Origin of the sequence: Streptomyces sp. NPDC008163, from assembly GCF_042956885.1 — a bacterium.
Classification (GTDB): domain Bacteria; phylum Actinomycetota; class Actinomycetes; order Streptomycetales; family Streptomycetaceae; genus Streptomyces; species Streptomyces drozdowiczii_A.
On sequence record NZ_JBIBHG010000002.1, the window covers coordinates 127,807 to 143,979 of the forward strand.

Annotated in this window: 14 protein-coding genes; 5 read left to right on the forward strand and 9 right to left on the reverse strand. The window is 74.5% G+C overall.

Annotated elements, in window-relative coordinates; translation table 11 throughout:
- Window positions 1-39: 39 nt before the first annotated feature.
- The 3 genes from ACFZAT_RS05710 (at window position 40) to ACFZAT_RS05720 (ending at window position 3,823) form a co-directional block, all read left to right on the forward strand.
- Window positions 40-2,076 (forward strand): ATP-binding protein, encoded by a 2,037-nt coding sequence (locus ACFZAT_RS05710; RefSeq protein WP_391261659.1) that lies wholly within the window; start codon window positions 40-42, stop codon window positions 2,074-2,076.
- A gap of 91 nt (window positions 2,077-2,167) precedes the next feature.
- Window positions 2,168-2,518, forward strand: coding sequence for a 5-carboxymethyl-2-hydroxymuconate Delta-isomerase (locus ACFZAT_RS05715; protein WP_391260606.1), 351 nt, complete (start codon window positions 2,168-2,170; stop codon window positions 2,516-2,518).
- Window positions 2,519-2,590: 72 nt separating this feature from the next.
- Window positions 2,591-3,823, forward strand: a complete 1,233-nt coding sequence (locus ACFZAT_RS05720) for a hypothetical protein (RefSeq protein WP_391260607.1) — start codon at window positions 2,591-2,593, stop codon at window positions 3,821-3,823.
- Between the two features lie 36 nt (window positions 3,824-3,859).
- On the opposite strand, the gene ACFZAT_RS05725 is transcribed toward ACFZAT_RS05720, so the two are convergent.
- From ACFZAT_RS05725 to ACFZAT_RS05745, 5 genes are all read right to left on the reverse strand, one after another.
- Window positions 3,860-4,582: a TetR family transcriptional regulator gene (locus ACFZAT_RS05725; protein WP_391260610.1), complete on the reverse strand. Its 723-nt coding sequence runs from the start codon at window positions 4,580-4,582 to the stop codon at window positions 3,860-3,862.
- Between the two features lie 34 nt (window positions 4,583-4,616).
- Window positions 4,617-5,708, reverse strand: coding sequence for a 2Fe-2S iron-sulfur cluster-binding protein (locus ACFZAT_RS05730; protein ID WP_391260613.1), 1,092 nt, complete (start codon window positions 5,706-5,708; stop codon window positions 4,617-4,619).
- 2 nt (window positions 5,709-5,710) lie between these two features.
- On the reverse strand, window positions 5,711-6,616 hold the full coding sequence (locus ACFZAT_RS05735; RefSeq protein WP_391260616.1) for a metal-dependent hydrolase: 906 nt from the start codon (window positions 6,614-6,616) through the stop codon (window positions 5,711-5,713).
- 80 nt (window positions 6,617-6,696) lie between these two features.
- The gene (locus ACFZAT_RS05740; protein WP_391260619.1) at window positions 6,697-8,619 is read right to left on the reverse strand and encodes a hypothetical protein; all 1,923 of its coding nucleotides are present in this window, start codon (window positions 8,617-8,619) and stop codon (window positions 6,697-6,699) included.
- A gap of 66 nt (window positions 8,620-8,685) precedes the next feature.
- Window positions 8,686-9,231: a carboxymuconolactone decarboxylase family protein gene (locus ACFZAT_RS05745; protein WP_391260621.1), complete on the reverse strand. Its 546-nt coding sequence runs from the start codon at window positions 9,229-9,231 to the stop codon at window positions 8,686-8,688.
- A gap of 69 nt (window positions 9,232-9,300) precedes the next feature.
- Between ACFZAT_RS05745 and ACFZAT_RS05750 the strand changes: the two genes are divergently transcribed.
- Entirely contained in the window at window positions 9,301-9,804 is a 504-nt protein-coding gene (locus tag ACFZAT_RS05750; protein WP_391260624.1) for a MarR family transcriptional regulator, read from the forward strand.
- 132 nt (window positions 9,805-9,936) lie between these two features.
- On the opposite strand, the gene ACFZAT_RS05755 is transcribed toward ACFZAT_RS05750, so the two are convergent.
- Together ACFZAT_RS05755 and ACFZAT_RS05760 are read right to left on the reverse strand one after the other, a co-directional pair.
- Complete coding sequence (locus ACFZAT_RS05755; protein ID WP_391260627.1) at window positions 9,937-10,584, reverse strand: LuxR C-terminal-related transcriptional regulator; 648 nt, start codon at window positions 10,582-10,584, stop codon at window positions 9,937-9,939.
- Window positions 10,569-11,837 carry a histidine kinase gene (locus ACFZAT_RS05760; protein WP_391260630.1) on the reverse strand — a complete coding sequence of 423 codons (1,269 nt, stop codon included), beginning with the start codon at window positions 11,835-11,837 and terminating at the stop codon, window positions 10,569-10,571. Before ACFZAT_RS05760 ends, ACFZAT_RS05755 begins: the two co-directional genes overlap by 16 nt.
- Window positions 11,838-12,076: 239 nt before the next feature.
- Between ACFZAT_RS05760 and ACFZAT_RS05765 the strand changes: the two genes are divergently transcribed.
- Window positions 12,077-14,212, forward strand: coding sequence for an MMPL family transporter (locus ACFZAT_RS05765; protein WP_391260632.1), 2,136 nt, complete (start codon window positions 12,077-12,079; stop codon window positions 14,210-14,212).
- 73 nt (window positions 14,213-14,285) lie between these two features.
- Here ACFZAT_RS05765 and ACFZAT_RS05770 read toward each other — a convergent pair whose 3' ends face one another.
- Together ACFZAT_RS05770 and ACFZAT_RS05775 are read right to left on the reverse strand one after the other, a co-directional pair.
- Window positions 14,286-14,864, reverse strand: coding sequence for a winged helix-turn-helix domain-containing protein (locus ACFZAT_RS05770; protein WP_391260635.1), 579 nt, complete (start codon window positions 14,862-14,864; stop codon window positions 14,286-14,288).
- Between the two features lie 285 nt (window positions 14,865-15,149).
- Window positions 15,150-16,061, reverse strand: a complete 912-nt coding sequence (locus tag ACFZAT_RS05775; RefSeq protein ID WP_391260638.1) for a DUF6891 domain-containing protein — start codon at window positions 16,059-16,061, stop codon at window positions 15,150-15,152.
- Window positions 16,062-16,173: the final 112 nt, after the last annotated feature.

Below are 16,173 nucleotides of genomic sequence, written 5' to 3' on the forward strand. Positions count from 1 at the left end.
GGGCACGCCTTTCACTCCACCTGTGCAGCGACGGTGACGATGGCCAGCAATCTCCCCGAGGAGACCACCAGCTTTGTCGGACGGACGGCCGAGCTGACCGGGCTCGAACACGCCCTCGCCACCGGCCGGCTGACCACCCTCACCGGCACCGGAGGCGTCGGCAAGACCCGGCTCGCCCTTCGTGCCGCCCGCCGGGCCGCCCCCGGCTACCGCGACGGCGTCCGGTGGGCCGACCTCGCCCCGCTGCACGACGACGAACTCCTCCTCGCCACCGTCTCCGACGCGGTCGGCCTCAGCGACCACACCCTGCGCCCGCCCATCGACGTACTGTGCGAATGGCTCGCCGACAAGCAGCTGCTGCTCGTCCTGGACTCCTGCGAGCACCTGCGCCCCGCCTGCGCCCACCTCCTCGGCGAGATCCTGACCACCTCGCCCGGGCTCACCGTCCTCGCCACCAGCCGCCAGCCCCTGGACACCCGGGGCGAACAGCTCGTGGAGGTCGACCCGCTGCCCGTCGACGGCGCCGCCGACGCCCTCACCCTCTTCCGGGAACGCGCCACCGCCGCCGCCCCCGCCACCCCCTTCCGGGAACCGGGCACCGCCGAGGCCGCCGCCGACATCTGCCGCCGCCTCGACGGCATCCCGCTCGCCATCGAACTCGCCGCCGCCGCGGTCGGCCGGCAGAGCGTCCAGGAGATCGCCCAGCGCCTCGGCTCCCGGCTCGACGTCTTCGCCGACACCACGCTCCGCCCGGTCCGCCACCGCACCCTGCGCACCACCATCGGCTGGTCCCACGAGCTGTGCACCCCGCTCGAACGGCTGCTGTGGGCCCGGCTCACCGTGCTGCGCGGCGACTTCGAGGAGGACACCGCCGTCACCGTCTGCGCCGGGGGCCCGCTCACCGAGGACGGCGTCCGCACCGCCCTGCGCGGCCTGGCCGCCAAGTCCGTCGTCAGCCGCGAGGGCACCCGCCACCGCATGCTCGACACCCTGCGCGAGTACGGCCGGATGTGGCTCGTGGAGCTCTGCGAGGAACGGGCCGCCGCCGACCGGCACGCCGCCTGCTTCCTGCGCCTCGCCCGCAACGCCCACGCCGGCTGGACCGGCGACGACCAGATCCTCTGGTACCACCGCATCGCCGACGCGCACGCCGACCTGTGCGCCGCGCTCGACCACCTCCTCGTCCACGACCCCGCCGCCGCCCAGGAGATGGCCGGCCGCATCGGCTTCTTCTGGTGCTGCTGCGGCCACCTCCCGCAGACCCGGGGGTACGCCCAGCGCGCCCTGGACGGCGGACCGGCCGACGGCCCCCACCGCACCCGGGCGCTGTGGGTGCTCGGCATCTGCGTCCTGCTCCAGGGCGACTACCCGGCCGCCGAGCGCATCGGCCGCGAGTGCGTCCGCGAGGCCGCCGCCGACGGCACCGACGAGGGCATCCTCGCCGCCGCCTATCTGCGCGGACTCACCCACCTGATGACCGGCGAACCCGAGAAGGGCCTGAGCGAGGCGCGGCGGGTGCTCAGGACAACCGCGTCCGGGACCCGGCTCGAAGCGGCCTACCGGCTGCGCTGCCACCTCATCACCGTCTTCGCCCTCACCGGGCTCGGCCGCCTGGAGGAGGCCGCATCGGCCGCGGTGGTGCTGCGGGCGGCCTGCGAGGCCCAGGACGAGTGCTGGACCCGGTCCTACGTGGACTACCAACTCGCCCTGATCGCCCTGCTCCAGGGCCGCGCCGAACCCGCCGCCGCGCACGCCCGGGCCATGCTCACCGGCAAGCACCGGCTCCGCGACCGCTTCGGCATCGCGCTCGGCCTGGACGTCCTCGCCGCCGCCATCGCCGCCCAGGGCGAGGGCGCCAGGGCCGCCCGGGTCTACGGCACCGGACAGGTCTACTGGCGCATGGTCGGCCACCCCCAGCGCGGCACCCCCGAGCTGGGCCCGGTCCGCGAGACCTGCGAACGGCGCGCCCGGGAGGCGGTCGGCGACGCGGCGTACCGGCGCGCCTTCGAACAGGGCCGGGCCGACAGCGCGGAGGCGGGCCTCGCCCTGGCCCTGCACGGGGAGCTGCTCACCTAGGGGGTGTCCGGCGGATACCTGTTGTGCCCCTCGGCCGGTCCGGGGATGCTGGACGCCGTCCGCCCACCGCCCGACCGCCCCGGAGCGCGCCATGCCGCAGATCACCGTCGACTACTCCGCCGAACTCGCCGACGCCTTCGACCGCCCCGCGTTCGCCCTCGCGCTGCACCCCGTCGTCGCCGCGACCGTCGACACCAAGATCGCCGCCTGCAAGACCCGTTTCCGGCGGGCCGAGGAGACCGTGGTGGCGGACGCGCCGGTCGGCGACGTACTCGTCCACGTGGACATCTCGCTGCTGCCCGGCCGCACCCCGGAGACCAAGGCCCGGCTGACCGAGGCCGTCCTGGACCTCCTGCGCGCCCACCTCGGCACGGTCACCGGTGCGGCGCCGCACCTCTCGGCGGAGGCCCGGGACCTGGACCCCTCCTACCGCAAGATCTGATCCGGCCCGGGTGCAACCCGGCGGGCGGGCCACGGCACTTACCGGGGGAGACCGTCTCCGGAAGGAACACCCTTGCTGAAGTCCAGCCGCCGCCCGCTGCTCCATGCCGCCGTCGCCACGGCCGCCCTGACCGTCGCCCTGTCCGCGCCCGTGCCCGCCTCCGCGCTGGACGCGGCCGGGCGCAGCTGGGCGGGTGAGGCGGCACCGTACGGCGACGCCACCCTCCTCGGCGTCACGGACGTGGGGCGGGGGAGGACCTGGGCGGCCGGATTCACCATCCGCACCGAGGGCCAGGTGACCCGCTTCCGGCCCGTCGTGGCCGAACGCGCCGCGCCCGGGGCCGCGTGGACGCCCGTGCCGTCGGCGACCACGGCCGCCGGGGACGTCAGCAGCCGCGTCAACGCCGTGGACGCGAACGGCGGCCGTGACGTGTGGCTCGTCGGCGACGACTCCGCCGCACTCGACGGGCGGGTCTACAGCCAGCACTTCGACGGCAGGCGCTGGCAGGTCGTGCCGGTGGAGCTGCCGGAGAAGTCGGGGGCCGGCTCGCTGCTGGACGTGGACGCCCGGCCGGGCGGCGCCTGGGCCGCCGGGATCGCGCAGATCGAGGTCTCCCGCACCTGGAACGAGGCCAAGGGGTCCTGGAACATCGAGTACCGGAACGCCGGGATCGTCCGCCACTTCGACGGGACGGCCTGGCGCGACGTGCCCCTGCCCGAACTACCCGGCGACTACTGGTACCTGAACGCGGTCCGGGCGGTCGCCGACGACGACGTCTGGGCGACCGGCTACGACGGTGACCGCGGCAGCCCGCTGCTGCTGCACTACGACGGACACACCTGGCGGCGGGTGGAGGCCCCCGGCGTCACGGACCTCCCCGGCCAGGCCCAGAGGCTCGCGGTGTCCGAGGACGGCACGGTCTGGCTGGTCGGCGAGGACTGGTCGCCCGAGGACGGATCGACGCGCGCCCTGGTCGCCCGCCACGACGCCACGGGCTGGCACCGGCTCGCCGTGCCGGACGTGCCCGCCCGGCTCTTCGGCGTCACGGCGCGCTCCGGAGGCGGGATCGCCGTCGTGGGCCAGACCCTCGGAGGGCGGCGCGACGCGCTGGCGTGGGCCTGGCAGCCCGGGACCCGGGACCACTGGAAGGACCTGGCGCTTCCGCAGCCCGCGGCGACGGACCCGGCGGCCCCCGTGGAGAACGCCGCCAACGCGGTGACCGGGGGACGGGCAGGGCTCACGGTGGTCGGCACCTCGACCGCCGAGGGCGCGGAGCCCCAGCCGTTCGTGTCGGTACGGCGCTGAGCCGTAGGTCCTTGCGCGGGCCTCCCGCGCAAGGACCTACGGCAGCCGCTGCGTGGGCACCGCCGGAACGGCCGGTGCCAGCGCGGAGAGCCGGGTCAGCAGGTCCCCGAACGGCCCGTCCGCCGGCTCCTGCGCCAGCACCCGCAGCACGATCCCCGCCATCTCCTCGTCGTACGCCGCGCTCACGGCGGCCAGCGCGGCGAAGTCGTGCACGAGCTGCAGCTCCAGCTCCGCCCGGGGCACCCGGCGGCCGTCCAGCCAGAGCAGCGCCGTCGACTCGGCGAGCGACACCCAGGACCGTACGACCAACTCCAGCCGGGCCGGGGGCTCCTCGACGTCCAGATGGGCCAGGATCTGTTCGCAGGCGGCCTGGCGCACCCCGTCGATCATGGCGTTCGCCGTGGACGAGCCGACTGCCGGACCGCCCCGCATCAGCGCGGCGAACCCGGGCCCGTGCTCGTCCACGAAGTCGAAGAACCGGCCCATCACCCGCAGCAGCCGGGCGCCCAGCGGCCCCTCGTGCGGCTCCACGAACCTGGCCGCCAGCTCGTCGGCCGCCCGGCGCAACGCCGCCTCGTACAGGCTCTGTTTGCCCGGGAAGTAGTGGTAGACAAGGGGTCGCGAGATCCCCGCCGCCGACGCGATCTCATCGATCGACACCTCGTCCGGCGCCCGGTGGCTGAACAACTCCAGCGCGACGCCGATCAGCTGCTGCCTGCGCTCCTCGACGCCCATCCTGCGCCGCACCCCGGTCGTCATGCCCCCAGCGTACCGACCGGTGGGTCCGGCCGGTTCAGAGGTCCAGCACCAGCCGCTCCCCGCCCCGGCACCGGGAGACGCAGATCAGCATGGAGTCCGCGCGCTCCGCGTCGGTCAGCAGGTCGTCGCGGTGCTCCACCTCGCCCGCCAGGACGCGCTGTTGGCACGTACCGCAGAAGCCCTGCTCGCAGGAGTACGTGACATGCGGAAGCTCGGCGCGGACGGCGGCCAGCACCGACTGGTCCGCCGCGACCGGGACCGTGAGCCCCGAGCGGCGCAGCTCCACCTCGAACGGGGCCGCACCGGCCGGGTCCGGGCCCGCCGCCGTGAAGCGTTCCAGGTGCAGGGAGCAGCCGGGCGGCAGCGCGGCGGCGACCGCGTCCATCAGGGGCTGCGGGCCGCAGCAGTGGACCGCCGTGCCCTCGGCCGCGTCCGCGAGGACGGCGGCGAGGTCCGGGTGGCCCGCCTCGTCCTGCGGGACGACCGTGACCCGGCCCCCGTCGGCGCCCAGCTTCTCGACCTCCTCCAGGAACGGCATCGTGGCCCGGCTCCGGCCCCCGTACAGCAGCCGCCAGTCGGCGCCCTCGGCGGCCAGCCGGCGGACCATCGGCAGGACCGGGGTGATGCCGATGCCGCCGGCGATCAGGAGGTGGGCGGGGGCGTCGGCGAGCGGGAAGCGGTTGCGCGGGCCGCGCACCTCGATCCCGGCGCCCTCGTGGAGCGCGGTGTGCACCTCGCGGGAGCCGCCGCGCCCGTCCTCGACGAGCCGGGCGGCCACGGTGTACGAGCCGGTGTCGGCCGGGTCCCCGCACAGCGAGTACTGCCGGACCAGACCGGAGGGCAGCACCAGGTCCAGATGGGCCCCGGGCTCCCAGGCGGGCAGGTCCGGCCCCTCCAGACGGAGTTGGACGACACCGTCGGCGGGGCTGGTCCGCTCGGTGACCAGCAGCCGCCGCCCGGTGGTCGAACGGCGCGTGTTCCGGCCGGATATGGGCTCGTCCAGCGCGGGCATCGGCCACAGCGGGGACTCCTGGATGCGCCGGCGCAGCGCCCGGCGGGCGAGCAGCGCGGCTCCGGCGGCCACGGCGACCGTACGCAGGCGGGGGAGGGGCAGGGAACGCGGCATGGTCAGCGGGCTTCCGTCGTACGGGCCTCGGCCGCGACGGCGGCGGGCGAGCGGGTGAGGTAGTCGACGGCCTGGGCCGTGCTGCCCTCCTGCGAGGGGTGGTACGCACGGCTCAGATAGCGCGGGACGGAGCGCAGGATCGCCGGGGTGCTGGGCAGGGTGCCGCGCCGGCCGCTGCGGTAGAACTGCCCGAAGGACGCCTTGCCGTCCAGCAGGCTCGGATCGTTCTCCATGAAGAACCGGGTGCCGCGCTGCCAGAGGAAGAGCAGTGCCGAGAACGCCGTCGCCCAGGTCCGCACCCGCCGCCGGTAGCCGCCGTCGACATGCATGAACACGTCGAAGGCGACCGAGCGGTGCTCCACCTCCTCGGCGCCGTGCCAGCGCAGCAGGTCCAGCATGGTCGGGTCGGCGCCGCGCCGGTCCAGCTCGTCGGCGTTGAGTATCCAGTCGCCCAGGAAGGCGGTGTAGTGCTCGATCGCCGCGATCGTCGCCACCCGCTCCATCAGCCACCACGTGCGCGCCCGGCCCGGCGGCAGCGTCCGGTCGCCGAGCAGCTTCTCGAAGAGCCAGTCGACCTGCGCGGTGTACGGCGTCGGGTCGAGCCCCAGCTCCTTGAGGTGCGGGAGCACGTCGTCGTGGGCCTGGGAGTGCATCGCCTCCTGGCCGATGAAGCCGATGACGTCCTGCCGCAGCTCCTCGTCGTGGATGTACGGGAGCACCTGGCGGTAGACGTGGATGAACCAGCGCTCCCCCGCGGGCAGCAGGAGGTGGAGCACATTGATGGTGTGCGTGGTGAACGGGTCGCCCGGCACCCAGTGCAAGGGGGTCCGGTCCCAGGCGAAGCTGACCCGGCGGGCCTTGAGGGCGGTCCGCTCCGCCGCGACCGCCGCTGGCTGCGTGTTAGACATGTTGTCAAAATACTGAGCGGTAGGCCCGGGGAACAGGGGTGTGCGCCGAATTCCCTGTTCCGGTGGGGCGCGGTGGCCGCTCAGTGCAGCGCGGCGACCCGGCTCCCGTCCTTCAGCCGCCCGTCCAGCCGGGGCCGGACCCCCTCGGCGGCGGGCACCGCGAGCAGCCGCCCCGGAGCGCTCCCCGTCACCCCGCCCGACGTGGCCAGCGACGCGAACTGCCCGCTGCCCGCCGCCAGGACGTACCACCGCCCGCCCGGCGACTGCCACAGCACGCCCGCCAGCACCCTGGGCGTCCGCGCCCCGCACTCCGGCGCGTCCTCCGCCCGCGCCGCGACCGCGCCGGGCGCCTCCGGGTGGCCGGACGGCGCCTGGAACTCCGCGATCACCCTGCTTCCCGCGCCCCGCCAGGTCTCCGCCCGGGTGCACAGCCAGCGCGCCGTGCCCCCGCCCTCGGGCAGCGGCTGCCGGGCGTAGGCCCAGGAGTTGACCGACCGCACCCCGTGCGACCGGACCGCCCGCAGCAGACACGCGGTGCGCGCCCAGCTCTCCCGTTCGGCCCGCCCCGTCACGTCGTGCGGGCTGCCCGGGGCGCCGGAGGTCAGCCGGGCCGGGGCGAGCTCGCCCAGGTCCGTGACCAGCCGCACCGACGTGCCCACGGTCAGCTCGACGGCCTGCCAGGACCGGCAGCCGGACCCCGCCGCCGGGTCGGCCAGCGGACCGGTCACCCCGTCCGGGGAGCGGTCCAGCGGGCGGGGCGCCCGGTCCGGCGCGCGCAGGTCCCGCACCCGGGCCTCCCGCACCCAGGGCGCCGTCAGATAGCGCACCCCGTCCCCGGTCCTGGCCACCACCAGCGCGCCCGACGCCGCCTGGTCCGCCCCGTCCACCCGGGCGAAGTCGAGGGCGGCGCCCAGCGCGGGATCGGCGTTGCGCGGCTCGGCGTACCGCACGACGCGCAGCCCGTCGTGGAACAGCACCACCGCGGAGCCCCCCACCTCGCCCGCGTACAGCAGCTGCGGGGCGCCCATCGGCGGGCCCGTGGGCGTGCCCGGTGTCGCCGACGTCCGGACACCGGAGCCCGGGCGGGCCCACACCCCGAGGGCCCGCCGCAGCAGCCGGGTGTCCTGGGTGCGGTCGCCGCGGGTGGGCCAGGAGGTGAAGTCCGTACGCGCGGAGCGGCGCCAGTACGTCGCGGGCACCCGGCGCAACGCCCCCGGGTCCAGGGCCGTTTCGGACGCCGGATTGCGCGCGTACGGCGGGGCGGTCAGCCCGCCGTGGCCCCAGCCGCCGCCGGGCAGCCCGAGCAGTGCCCCGCACACCAGGAGCGCGGCGCCGGCCGCGAGCGCGGTGCGGGCGCGTCTGCGGCGGCCCGGCAGATCGGGCGGGCGGGCCTGGAGCGAGCAGGGGTCGAACTCCGGGGAGCCCAGGAGCTCGTGGCGCGCCCGCACCCCGTCCGCCTCGGTCAGGGCCGCGTGCGGATCGGCGACCCCGGCGGCGGCCAGCTCCCGCCGGACCTCCCCGTCCGCCAGCCCCTCCAGGCCGCGCAGGACGAAGGCGGCCCGGGCGGGGGCGGTGAGCGCCGCCAGCTCCCGCTCCAGGGCGAGTTCACCGGCACCGCCCGGGTGCGGGAGCAGCCGCAGGCCCCACGCCGACGGGAGGACGGGCGGCAGGGCGGTGCGGCGCGGCCGGAACCGGAGACGCCGGGCGCGTCCGGCCGCCAGAGCCCGGCGCAGCACCTGGCGCCGCACGTAGGTGTACGCGGGGTCGGCGTCGCCGGTGCGGCGAGGCCGGGGGACGGTGGCCGCACCGGCGCGGTGGGCGGCCTGGAGGGAGCGCTGGGCGAGGGCGTGGGCGGCGAACACCCGCCGGGTGCGGCCCGGTGAGGGCGGCAGCAGGAGGTAGCCGATCCGCACCAGCCGGGGGTAGTGCTCGACCAGCGCGGCCTCGGCCTGTTCCGCGTCGACCGGGGCGACGGGCGGCGGTAGCTCTGACGGAGGGCGCACATTCAGCTGAACGAGCGAATGGTGCGATGGTCACTCCGGGGCCCCTCCGCCGGGGCCCCGCAGGCGTCAGGCGAACCGGGCCAGCGGGCCGTCGACCGGCGCGTCCGTCATCCGGTTGGCCAGGGTGGACAGGGTGTAGGTGGCGATGCCGAGGGTCACCTCCAGCGCGTTGCGCGCGGTGTATCCGTGGGCCGTGAACGCCTCGACCGCCGCGTCGTCCACGGCACCGTTCGTGGCGAGTACGGCCAGGATGAACTGCCGCATGGCTTCCAGCCGTTCGTCCGGGAGCGGGGTGCCCGCACGGAGGGCGGCGAGGAGTGCGGGCTCGGCCTCCAGGGCGGTGAGGATCCCGGTGTGGATCGCCACGCACACGTGGCAGCCGTTCCGGGTGGCCATGGTCATGCTCAGCACCTCGCGGGAGAGCTGGTCCAGGGTGGTGGACTCGAAGAGCGCGTTCATCTTCAGGAAGCCGCTCAGTACCTCGGGGGAGGTGGCCATGCGGGCGGCGGCGGACGGCAGGAAGCCCTGCTTCTGCGCGATGGCGGTGAGGCCGGACCGGGCGGCGGCGGGGGCGGATTCGAGGGTGTGGTCGGGGAAGGCGGTCGCGGGCATGGTGGGACCTCTCGGCTAAACTCGACAACGTGATTGACGAAAACGTAAACCAGGTTGTCGAGTTGCGCAATGGCTGAGCGGGCGGGCGGCCGTGGGGAAGTGCGTCCCGAGGAGGCCGGCCGGGGCTTCGAGCTGCCCCTTCTGCTGTTCGCCGGCTTCCGCACGGTCATCGACGCGCTCCACCGCGAGCTGGCCGAGCAGGGGCACCCGGACATGCGGCCCGCGTACGGCTATGCCCTCCAGGCCGTGGGCATCGAGGGGGCGACCGCCAGCGAGATCGGCCGCCGCCTCGGCGTCTCCAAGCAGGCGGCCGGAAAGACCGTCGACCGCCTGGAAAGCCTCGGTTACGTGGAGCGCGCCGACGATCCGGCCGACGGGCGCCGCAAGCTGGTCCTGCTGACCGCGCGGGGCGTCGACGTGCTCCGGCGGTCCGCCGAGGGCTTCGACCGGCTGCGCGCCGAATGGGTCCGGGTCCTCGGCGCCGAACGGGTCCGCGCCCTGGAGGGCGACCTGCGCACCATGGCCCCGGGCGGTGCCTTCCGGCTCGATGTGGCCGCCTGGTTCAACGGCTGAGCGCGGTCCCGGCGACCGGGACTCCTCTCACCGGACGTGGACGGGGCGGTGCCAGGCCCTGGGGCGTGTCCGGAAAGTCCCGTCGTGCGCCCGCAGGGCCTCGCGGGCAGGACGGGACTTTCCGGACACCCCCTAGCCTCGGTCCAGATACGCCAGGACGGCCAGAACGCGGCGGTTGTCGTCGTCGGACGGCGGCAGGCTCAGCTTCCCGAAGATGTTCGAGGTGTGCTTGGCCACCGCCCGCTCCGTGATCACCATCTGCGAGGCGATCGCCGCGTTCGACCGGCCCTGGGCCATCAGCTCCATGACCTCCCGCTCGCGAGGCGTCAGACCGCCCATCGGCTTGTCCTGCGAACGCCGCGTCAGCAGCTGCGAGATGACCTGCGGATCCATCGCCGTCCCGCCCGCCGCCACCCGGCGGACCGCGTCGATGAACTGGTCCGCGTCGAACACCCGGTCCTTGAGCAGATACCCGATCCCGCCGTTGCCGTCCGCCAGCAGCTCGCGCGCGTACAACTGCTCGACGTGCTGCGAGAGTACGAGGACGGGCAGCCCCGGCCGCGCCCGCCGGGCCGCCAGCGCGCACTGCAGGCCCTCGTCCGTGTGGGACGGCGGGAGCCGGACGTCGACCACGGCGACGTCCGGCTCCAACTCCGCGAGGGCCTGGTTGAGTTCGGGCCCGGTCTCGACGGCAGCCGCGATCTCGAAGTCGTACGCCTCCAGCATCCGCACCAGGCCGTCGCGCAGCAGGAAGAGATCTTCGGCTAGGACAACTCGCAAGGGATCTCCATGGTCACCATGGTGGGACCGCCCGCGGGGCTGCTGACGGCCATGATGCCGTCGAATGTACCGAGCCGCCGTTCGATTCCGCTCAGCCCCGAGCCCGCGCCCACCGAGGCGCCGCCCCTCCCGTCGTCCGTGACCGAGAACCTCAGCGCCCCGTCGCTGTGGCGCAGGTCCACCCAGATCCGGTCGGCCCCCGAGTGCTTCGCCGCGTTCGTCAGCGCCTCGCTGATGGCGAAGTACGCCGCCGACTCCACCGGAGCCTCCGCCCGGCCGTCCAGCTCCACGTCCACCTCGCACGGCACCGGCAGCCGCAGCGCCAGCGCCTTCACCGCGTCCCCGAGCCCCCGCTCCGCCAGCACCGGCGGGTGGATGCCCCGGACCAGGTCGCGCAGCTCGGTCAGCGCCTCGGCCGAGGACTCCCGGGCCATCGCCAGGAGCTGCTTCGCCTGCGCCGGGTCCTTCTCGATCAGCGCCTCGACGGTGCCGAGGTTCATCCCCATCGCGACCAGCCGGGCCTGCGCCCCGTCGTGCAGATCGCGCTCGATGCGCCGCAGCTCGGAGGCGGCCGTGTCCACCGCCTCGTGCCGGGTCTCCGTCAACCGGTCGATGCGCAGGGCGAGTTCCTGCTCCTGGGTGGGGGCGAGCACCGACCGGGCGAGCACGAAGTGCGCCCGCAGCAGCCGCTCGCTCACCAGCACCCCGAGCGTGAAGACCGCCGCCCCGAGCGCGGCGGCCGCCAGCCCCGTCGCCTGGCTGTCGACCGGCACGAATCCGTACCAGTACCGGTCGTCCGTGAAGACCCGCCACAGGCCCGCCGCCAGCACGAACCCCTCCACCGGGTAGACCATCAGCGCCGCCGTCAGGACCGCCACCGTATAGCCGGCCGTCATGTCGACCAGCATCCACCGCATGTCCCGCCAGGTCGCCGGGTCCTTCAGCATCAGGGTGGTCCGCTCCACCTGCCCGGTGAACCCGCTCCGCACATCCTTCGGGAACGGCCGGTACGGGACCGGAATACGCACGTCCGACCAGGTGATCGCGAGCAGCCTCCGCTGGTTGGCGTGCTTGCGGACCGCCTCCAGCACGTACGGCGTGGTCACCAGGCCGATGCCGAGCGGGATCATCGTGATCGAGAGCAGCGCCAGTACGAACAGCGTGCACGAGCCCGCGAGGGCGGCGAACGACACCACCAGCCCGCGCCACGCGGCCAGCAGCGCCGACCCGATCCGTCCCCGTATCGCGTCCATCCCGGTCCCTCTTCCCCTCGCCGGGCCCTCTACGGGCCCCGTGTCGCACACAGTCTGACCCGGCGCACCCCGCCCGCGGCAGCCGGTTCGCCACCCGGTGGGGGTGTACCCAGCACCACCCCCGCCACCTCGCCCTGTGTGCCGCGCGACCGGGTGTTCCACCGGCTGGGGAGCACGATCCGGCGTTCCTAGATTCGAGGGGCATCGTCGGACTTCCACCAACAGGGGGCGAACCCGCCATGAGGCGTAACCTCGCGGCACGTATCGGTGTGTGGAGCGCACACCACCGCAAGACGGCCATTCTCGGCTGGCTGCTCTTCGTCGTACTCGCCGCGGGCATCGGCGGCGCCTCGGGCATGGTCGAGATGACCGACGCCGAGAACGGCGCGGGCGACTCGGCCCGCGCCGAGCAGATCCTCTCCGACGCGGGGCTCGGCCACCGGGCCGGCGAACTCGTCATGGTGTCGTCCGCCGAGCCGGACGGCTGGCGCACCGCCGCCCGCGAACTGACCGCCGCCATCCGGGACACCGGCGAGGTCACCGGCCTCGCGGACCCGGTCGCGTCGAAGGACCGCAAGGACGCGCTGATCACCTTCGAGATGAAGGGCGACCCGGACACCGCCGCCGACCGGGTGCAGCCCGTGCTGGACGCCGTCGCCGGGGTCGAGAAGGGGCAGCCCGACGTCACCGTCAGCCAGTTCGGGGACGCCAGCGCCGGCAAATGGCTCGGCGACCTGCTCGCGGACGATTTCAAGAAGGCCGAGTTCACCGCCGTACCGCTGGCCCTCGGCATCCTGCTGGTCGCCTTCGGCGCCGTCGTCGCCGCCCTGCTGCCCGTGGGCCTCGCGCTCACCGCGTGCATGGCCGCCTTCGGACTGCTCTCGCTCGCCAGCCACCAGCTCCACCTGTTCCAGACCACGTACTCCGTGATGTTCCTGATGGGCTTCGCCGTCGGCGTCGACTACTGCCTGTTCTATCTGCGCCGCGAACGCGACGAGCGGGCTGCCGGACGCGACGCCGGGGCCGCCCTGCGCATCGCCGCCGCCACCAGCGGCCGGGCCGTCCTCGTCTCCGGGCTCACCGTGATGGTCGCCATGGCCGGCATGTTCCTGTCCGGGCTGATGCTCTTCAAGGGCTTCGCCCTCGCCACCATCACCGTCGTGTGCATCGCCATGCTCGGTTCCGTCACCGTGCTGCCCGCCCTGCTCTCCTGGCTCGGCGACCGCATCGACGCCGGCCGGGTGCCGCTGCTGAACCGGCGCGGCAAGCGGGGGAAGGGGGAGAGCGGCCGCATCGCCGGAAAGGTGCTCCGCCCCGTCCTCGACCGCCCGAAGTTCTTCGCCGCCGCGTCCGTCGCCGTCCTGCTGGTGCTCGCCGCGCCCGCGCTCGGCATGAAGACCGAATCCCTGGGCCTGGAGAAGCAGTTCGGCTCCGACTCCACGCTGTCCGTCGCCTACCGCCACATCAGCGAGACCTTCCCCGGCGGCCCCGCCCCGGCCCAGGTCGTGGTCGAGGCCGACGACATCACCGCCCCGGCGGTCCGCAAGGCCCTCGCCGGTTTCGACCACGTCACCGTCCACCGGGCGCGGAACATCGCCGAGTTCGAGGTCCCGCTGCCCGGCGGCGAGAAGGACCTGAGCACCCTGCGCGACGACCGCCTGCCCGCCGCCTTCGGCTCCAGCGGCGCCCACGCCTACGTCACCGGCGAGGTGGCCGGGTCCGTCGACTTCAACGACCAGCTGAAGCACGGGATCGCCCCCGTCTTCCTCTTCATCACCGCCGTGACGTTCCTGCTGATGCTGTTCTGCTTCCGCTCGTACGTGATCGCCGTGACGTCGATCGTCCTCAACCTGCTCTCCGTGGCCGCCGCTTACGGAGTGATGACGGCGGTCTTCCAGCACGGCTGGGGCGCCGGCCTGATCGGCTCGGAGGGCGTCGGCGCGGTCGAGTCCTGGATGCCGCTGTTCGTCCTCGTCGTCCTGTTCGGACTCTCGATGGACTACCACGTCTTCGTGGTCTCCCGGATCCGTGAGGCGCACGGCCGGGGGATCGGCAACCGGGCCGCGATCGACGAGGGCATCCGCCGCACGGCCGGCGCGGTGACCGGCGCGGCCGTGATCATGGTGGCGGTGTTCTCGGTCTTCGCGACCCTGTCCATGCAGGACATGCAGCAGATGGGCGTCGGCCTGGCGGTCGCGGTCCTGCTGGACGCCACACTCGTACGGATGGTGCTGCTGCCCTCCGTGATGGCGCTGCTCGGCGAGCGCAACTGGCGCACCCCGCGCGGCCTCGGCCGGCTCCCCGGCCCGGACCACGGCGAGCCCGCGGAGGGCCCCGCCCCTGCCCCGGCCCCGGTCGGTTCGGGACTGCGCTGAGCAGGGCGTACGAGGGCGGGCCCCGGTTCCGGCAGCGACTGCCGGAACCGGGGCCCGCCCCTTTCGCCGTGGGTCAGGGCGTGTACTTGTACCCGACCCGGCGCACGGTCTGGATCGAGCGGCGGTGCTCGGCGCCCAGCTTGCGGCGCAGCCGGGCGATGTGGACGTCGACGGTGCGGCCGTCGCCCACATGCCCGTAACCCCAGACCGTCGTCACCAGCTGGTCGCGGGTATGGACGCGGTGCGGGTGGGCCACCAGGTGGGCCAGGAGCTCGAATTCCAGGTAGGTGAGGTCCAGCGTCCGCCCGTGCACGGCGGCGGAGCGCTGTACGGAGTCGATGGTCACCGGGCCCGCCGCCGCCTCCGGGGGCTGCTCCGGCACCGCGTACTGCGCGGCGGCCGCCGCGAAGGCCGGCTGCTGGTCGGCGGGCACGAGCACCAGGTAGCCGACCATCGGCGGGCGGCCCGGCAGGCTGGGCAGGGTGTGCTGGGGTGCGGGCAGCCAGGTCGCGCCCGGCGTCAGGAGCGCCGAGACGTCGGCCTGCTGGACGACCTCGTCGGGGGCGACGGCGCGCAGCCGGTGCCGGTTGGGGGAGGAGGGAGGGACGGAGGCGGTCGCAGCGGCAGTGGAGAACGTACGGGTGTTCGGCATGAGGGGTCAGCTCTTTCGCGCGAGGGAGTCGTCGGTGGACGGACTTGCTGCGTGCGCGCGGACCGGAGGCCGGGTGAGGGCTTCAGAGGGCCGGCGCGTTCAGCGCGCGGCAACACACCCGGTCGAAGTCGTGGTGCTGACGGGAGGGCCAGAACGGCTCGAGGTCGCTGCGACCGGTCGAGGGGTGCGGGAAGCTGGCCATGCCCCCATTGAAGCAGAGAACCCGTGGCGACGCCCCCTTCGTGCGACGAGGTGAGCAAGGCGACAGCCCCGCACCCATCAGCCCTAACCCACCAGCCGTTTGCGCCAGTCGAGGCCGGTCAGCTCGATCGCCTTGTCCGGGGAGCCGTCCCACTCCACCGTCAGCCCGGCCTCGCCCAGCGCGGCCACCACCTCGCGGCCGACCGCGGCCGTCCTCTCCGGGGAATCGCCGAAGCCGCCGTAGTACAGCGCGAGGCCGTGCCCCGCCGCCGCGCTCTCCGTGCCCTGGCCGTGGAAGAAGACGAAGCCCCGGGCGTCCTCGCGCCCGGCCTCCGCGATCTCGCTCATCCCGCAGGAGCGGCAGCAGGTGAAATTCTCCCGGGCCGTGATGCCGCCCCGGTCCAGCCGGGCGAACGCCCGCTCCAGCCGTTCCGGGTCCGTCACATCCGTCCAGCCCCGCTGCTCCTCGACCCGCTCCAGCCACAGCCGCTCCACCAACTCCCGTGCCTGGGGCCGGGAGACCGGCCGCACCCCGTCCTTCACGAGATGGTCCTCGGCCGTCTCGGTGAGCGTCCGCACGGTCCCGTAACCGCCGCGCAGCAGCTCCCGGATCCGGGGCTCCAACTGCTCCCGGAGCTCCTCGGCGAGCTCAGGCACGGGCTCCGGCTCCGGTATCCCGGCGCTCTCCCAGCGGGTCCCCGCGTCCCAGCCCGGCTCCTCGCGGGCCCAGCCGGTCATCAGCGCGGCGACCCGCTCCGGGGCGTCGACGACGGTACGGACGTGGCTCGTCGCCGTGCCCGTACGGTGCTCCAACTCGTAGGCGCCGCCCGTCTCGTGCCACACCTGGATGAAGGTGCCGGGGATGTCCGGTATCCGCTGGACTACCAGGAAGTTGTCCCCGCGCGCGCCGATGCGGTGCACGAGGTCCGCGAGCTTCCCGGCGGAAACACGGGTGTGGGTCTGCTGGTTCTCGGTCTCGACCTTGACGCTGAGCATGTGCCCAGGCTGGCACACGGCACTGACAGCGAGGGGCGGGCCCCCCCCCCCCCCGGGGGGCCCCCCCCCCGGAGGTCGGCCGCCGCAGAACCCCGGCCCGGGCGCACCCCGG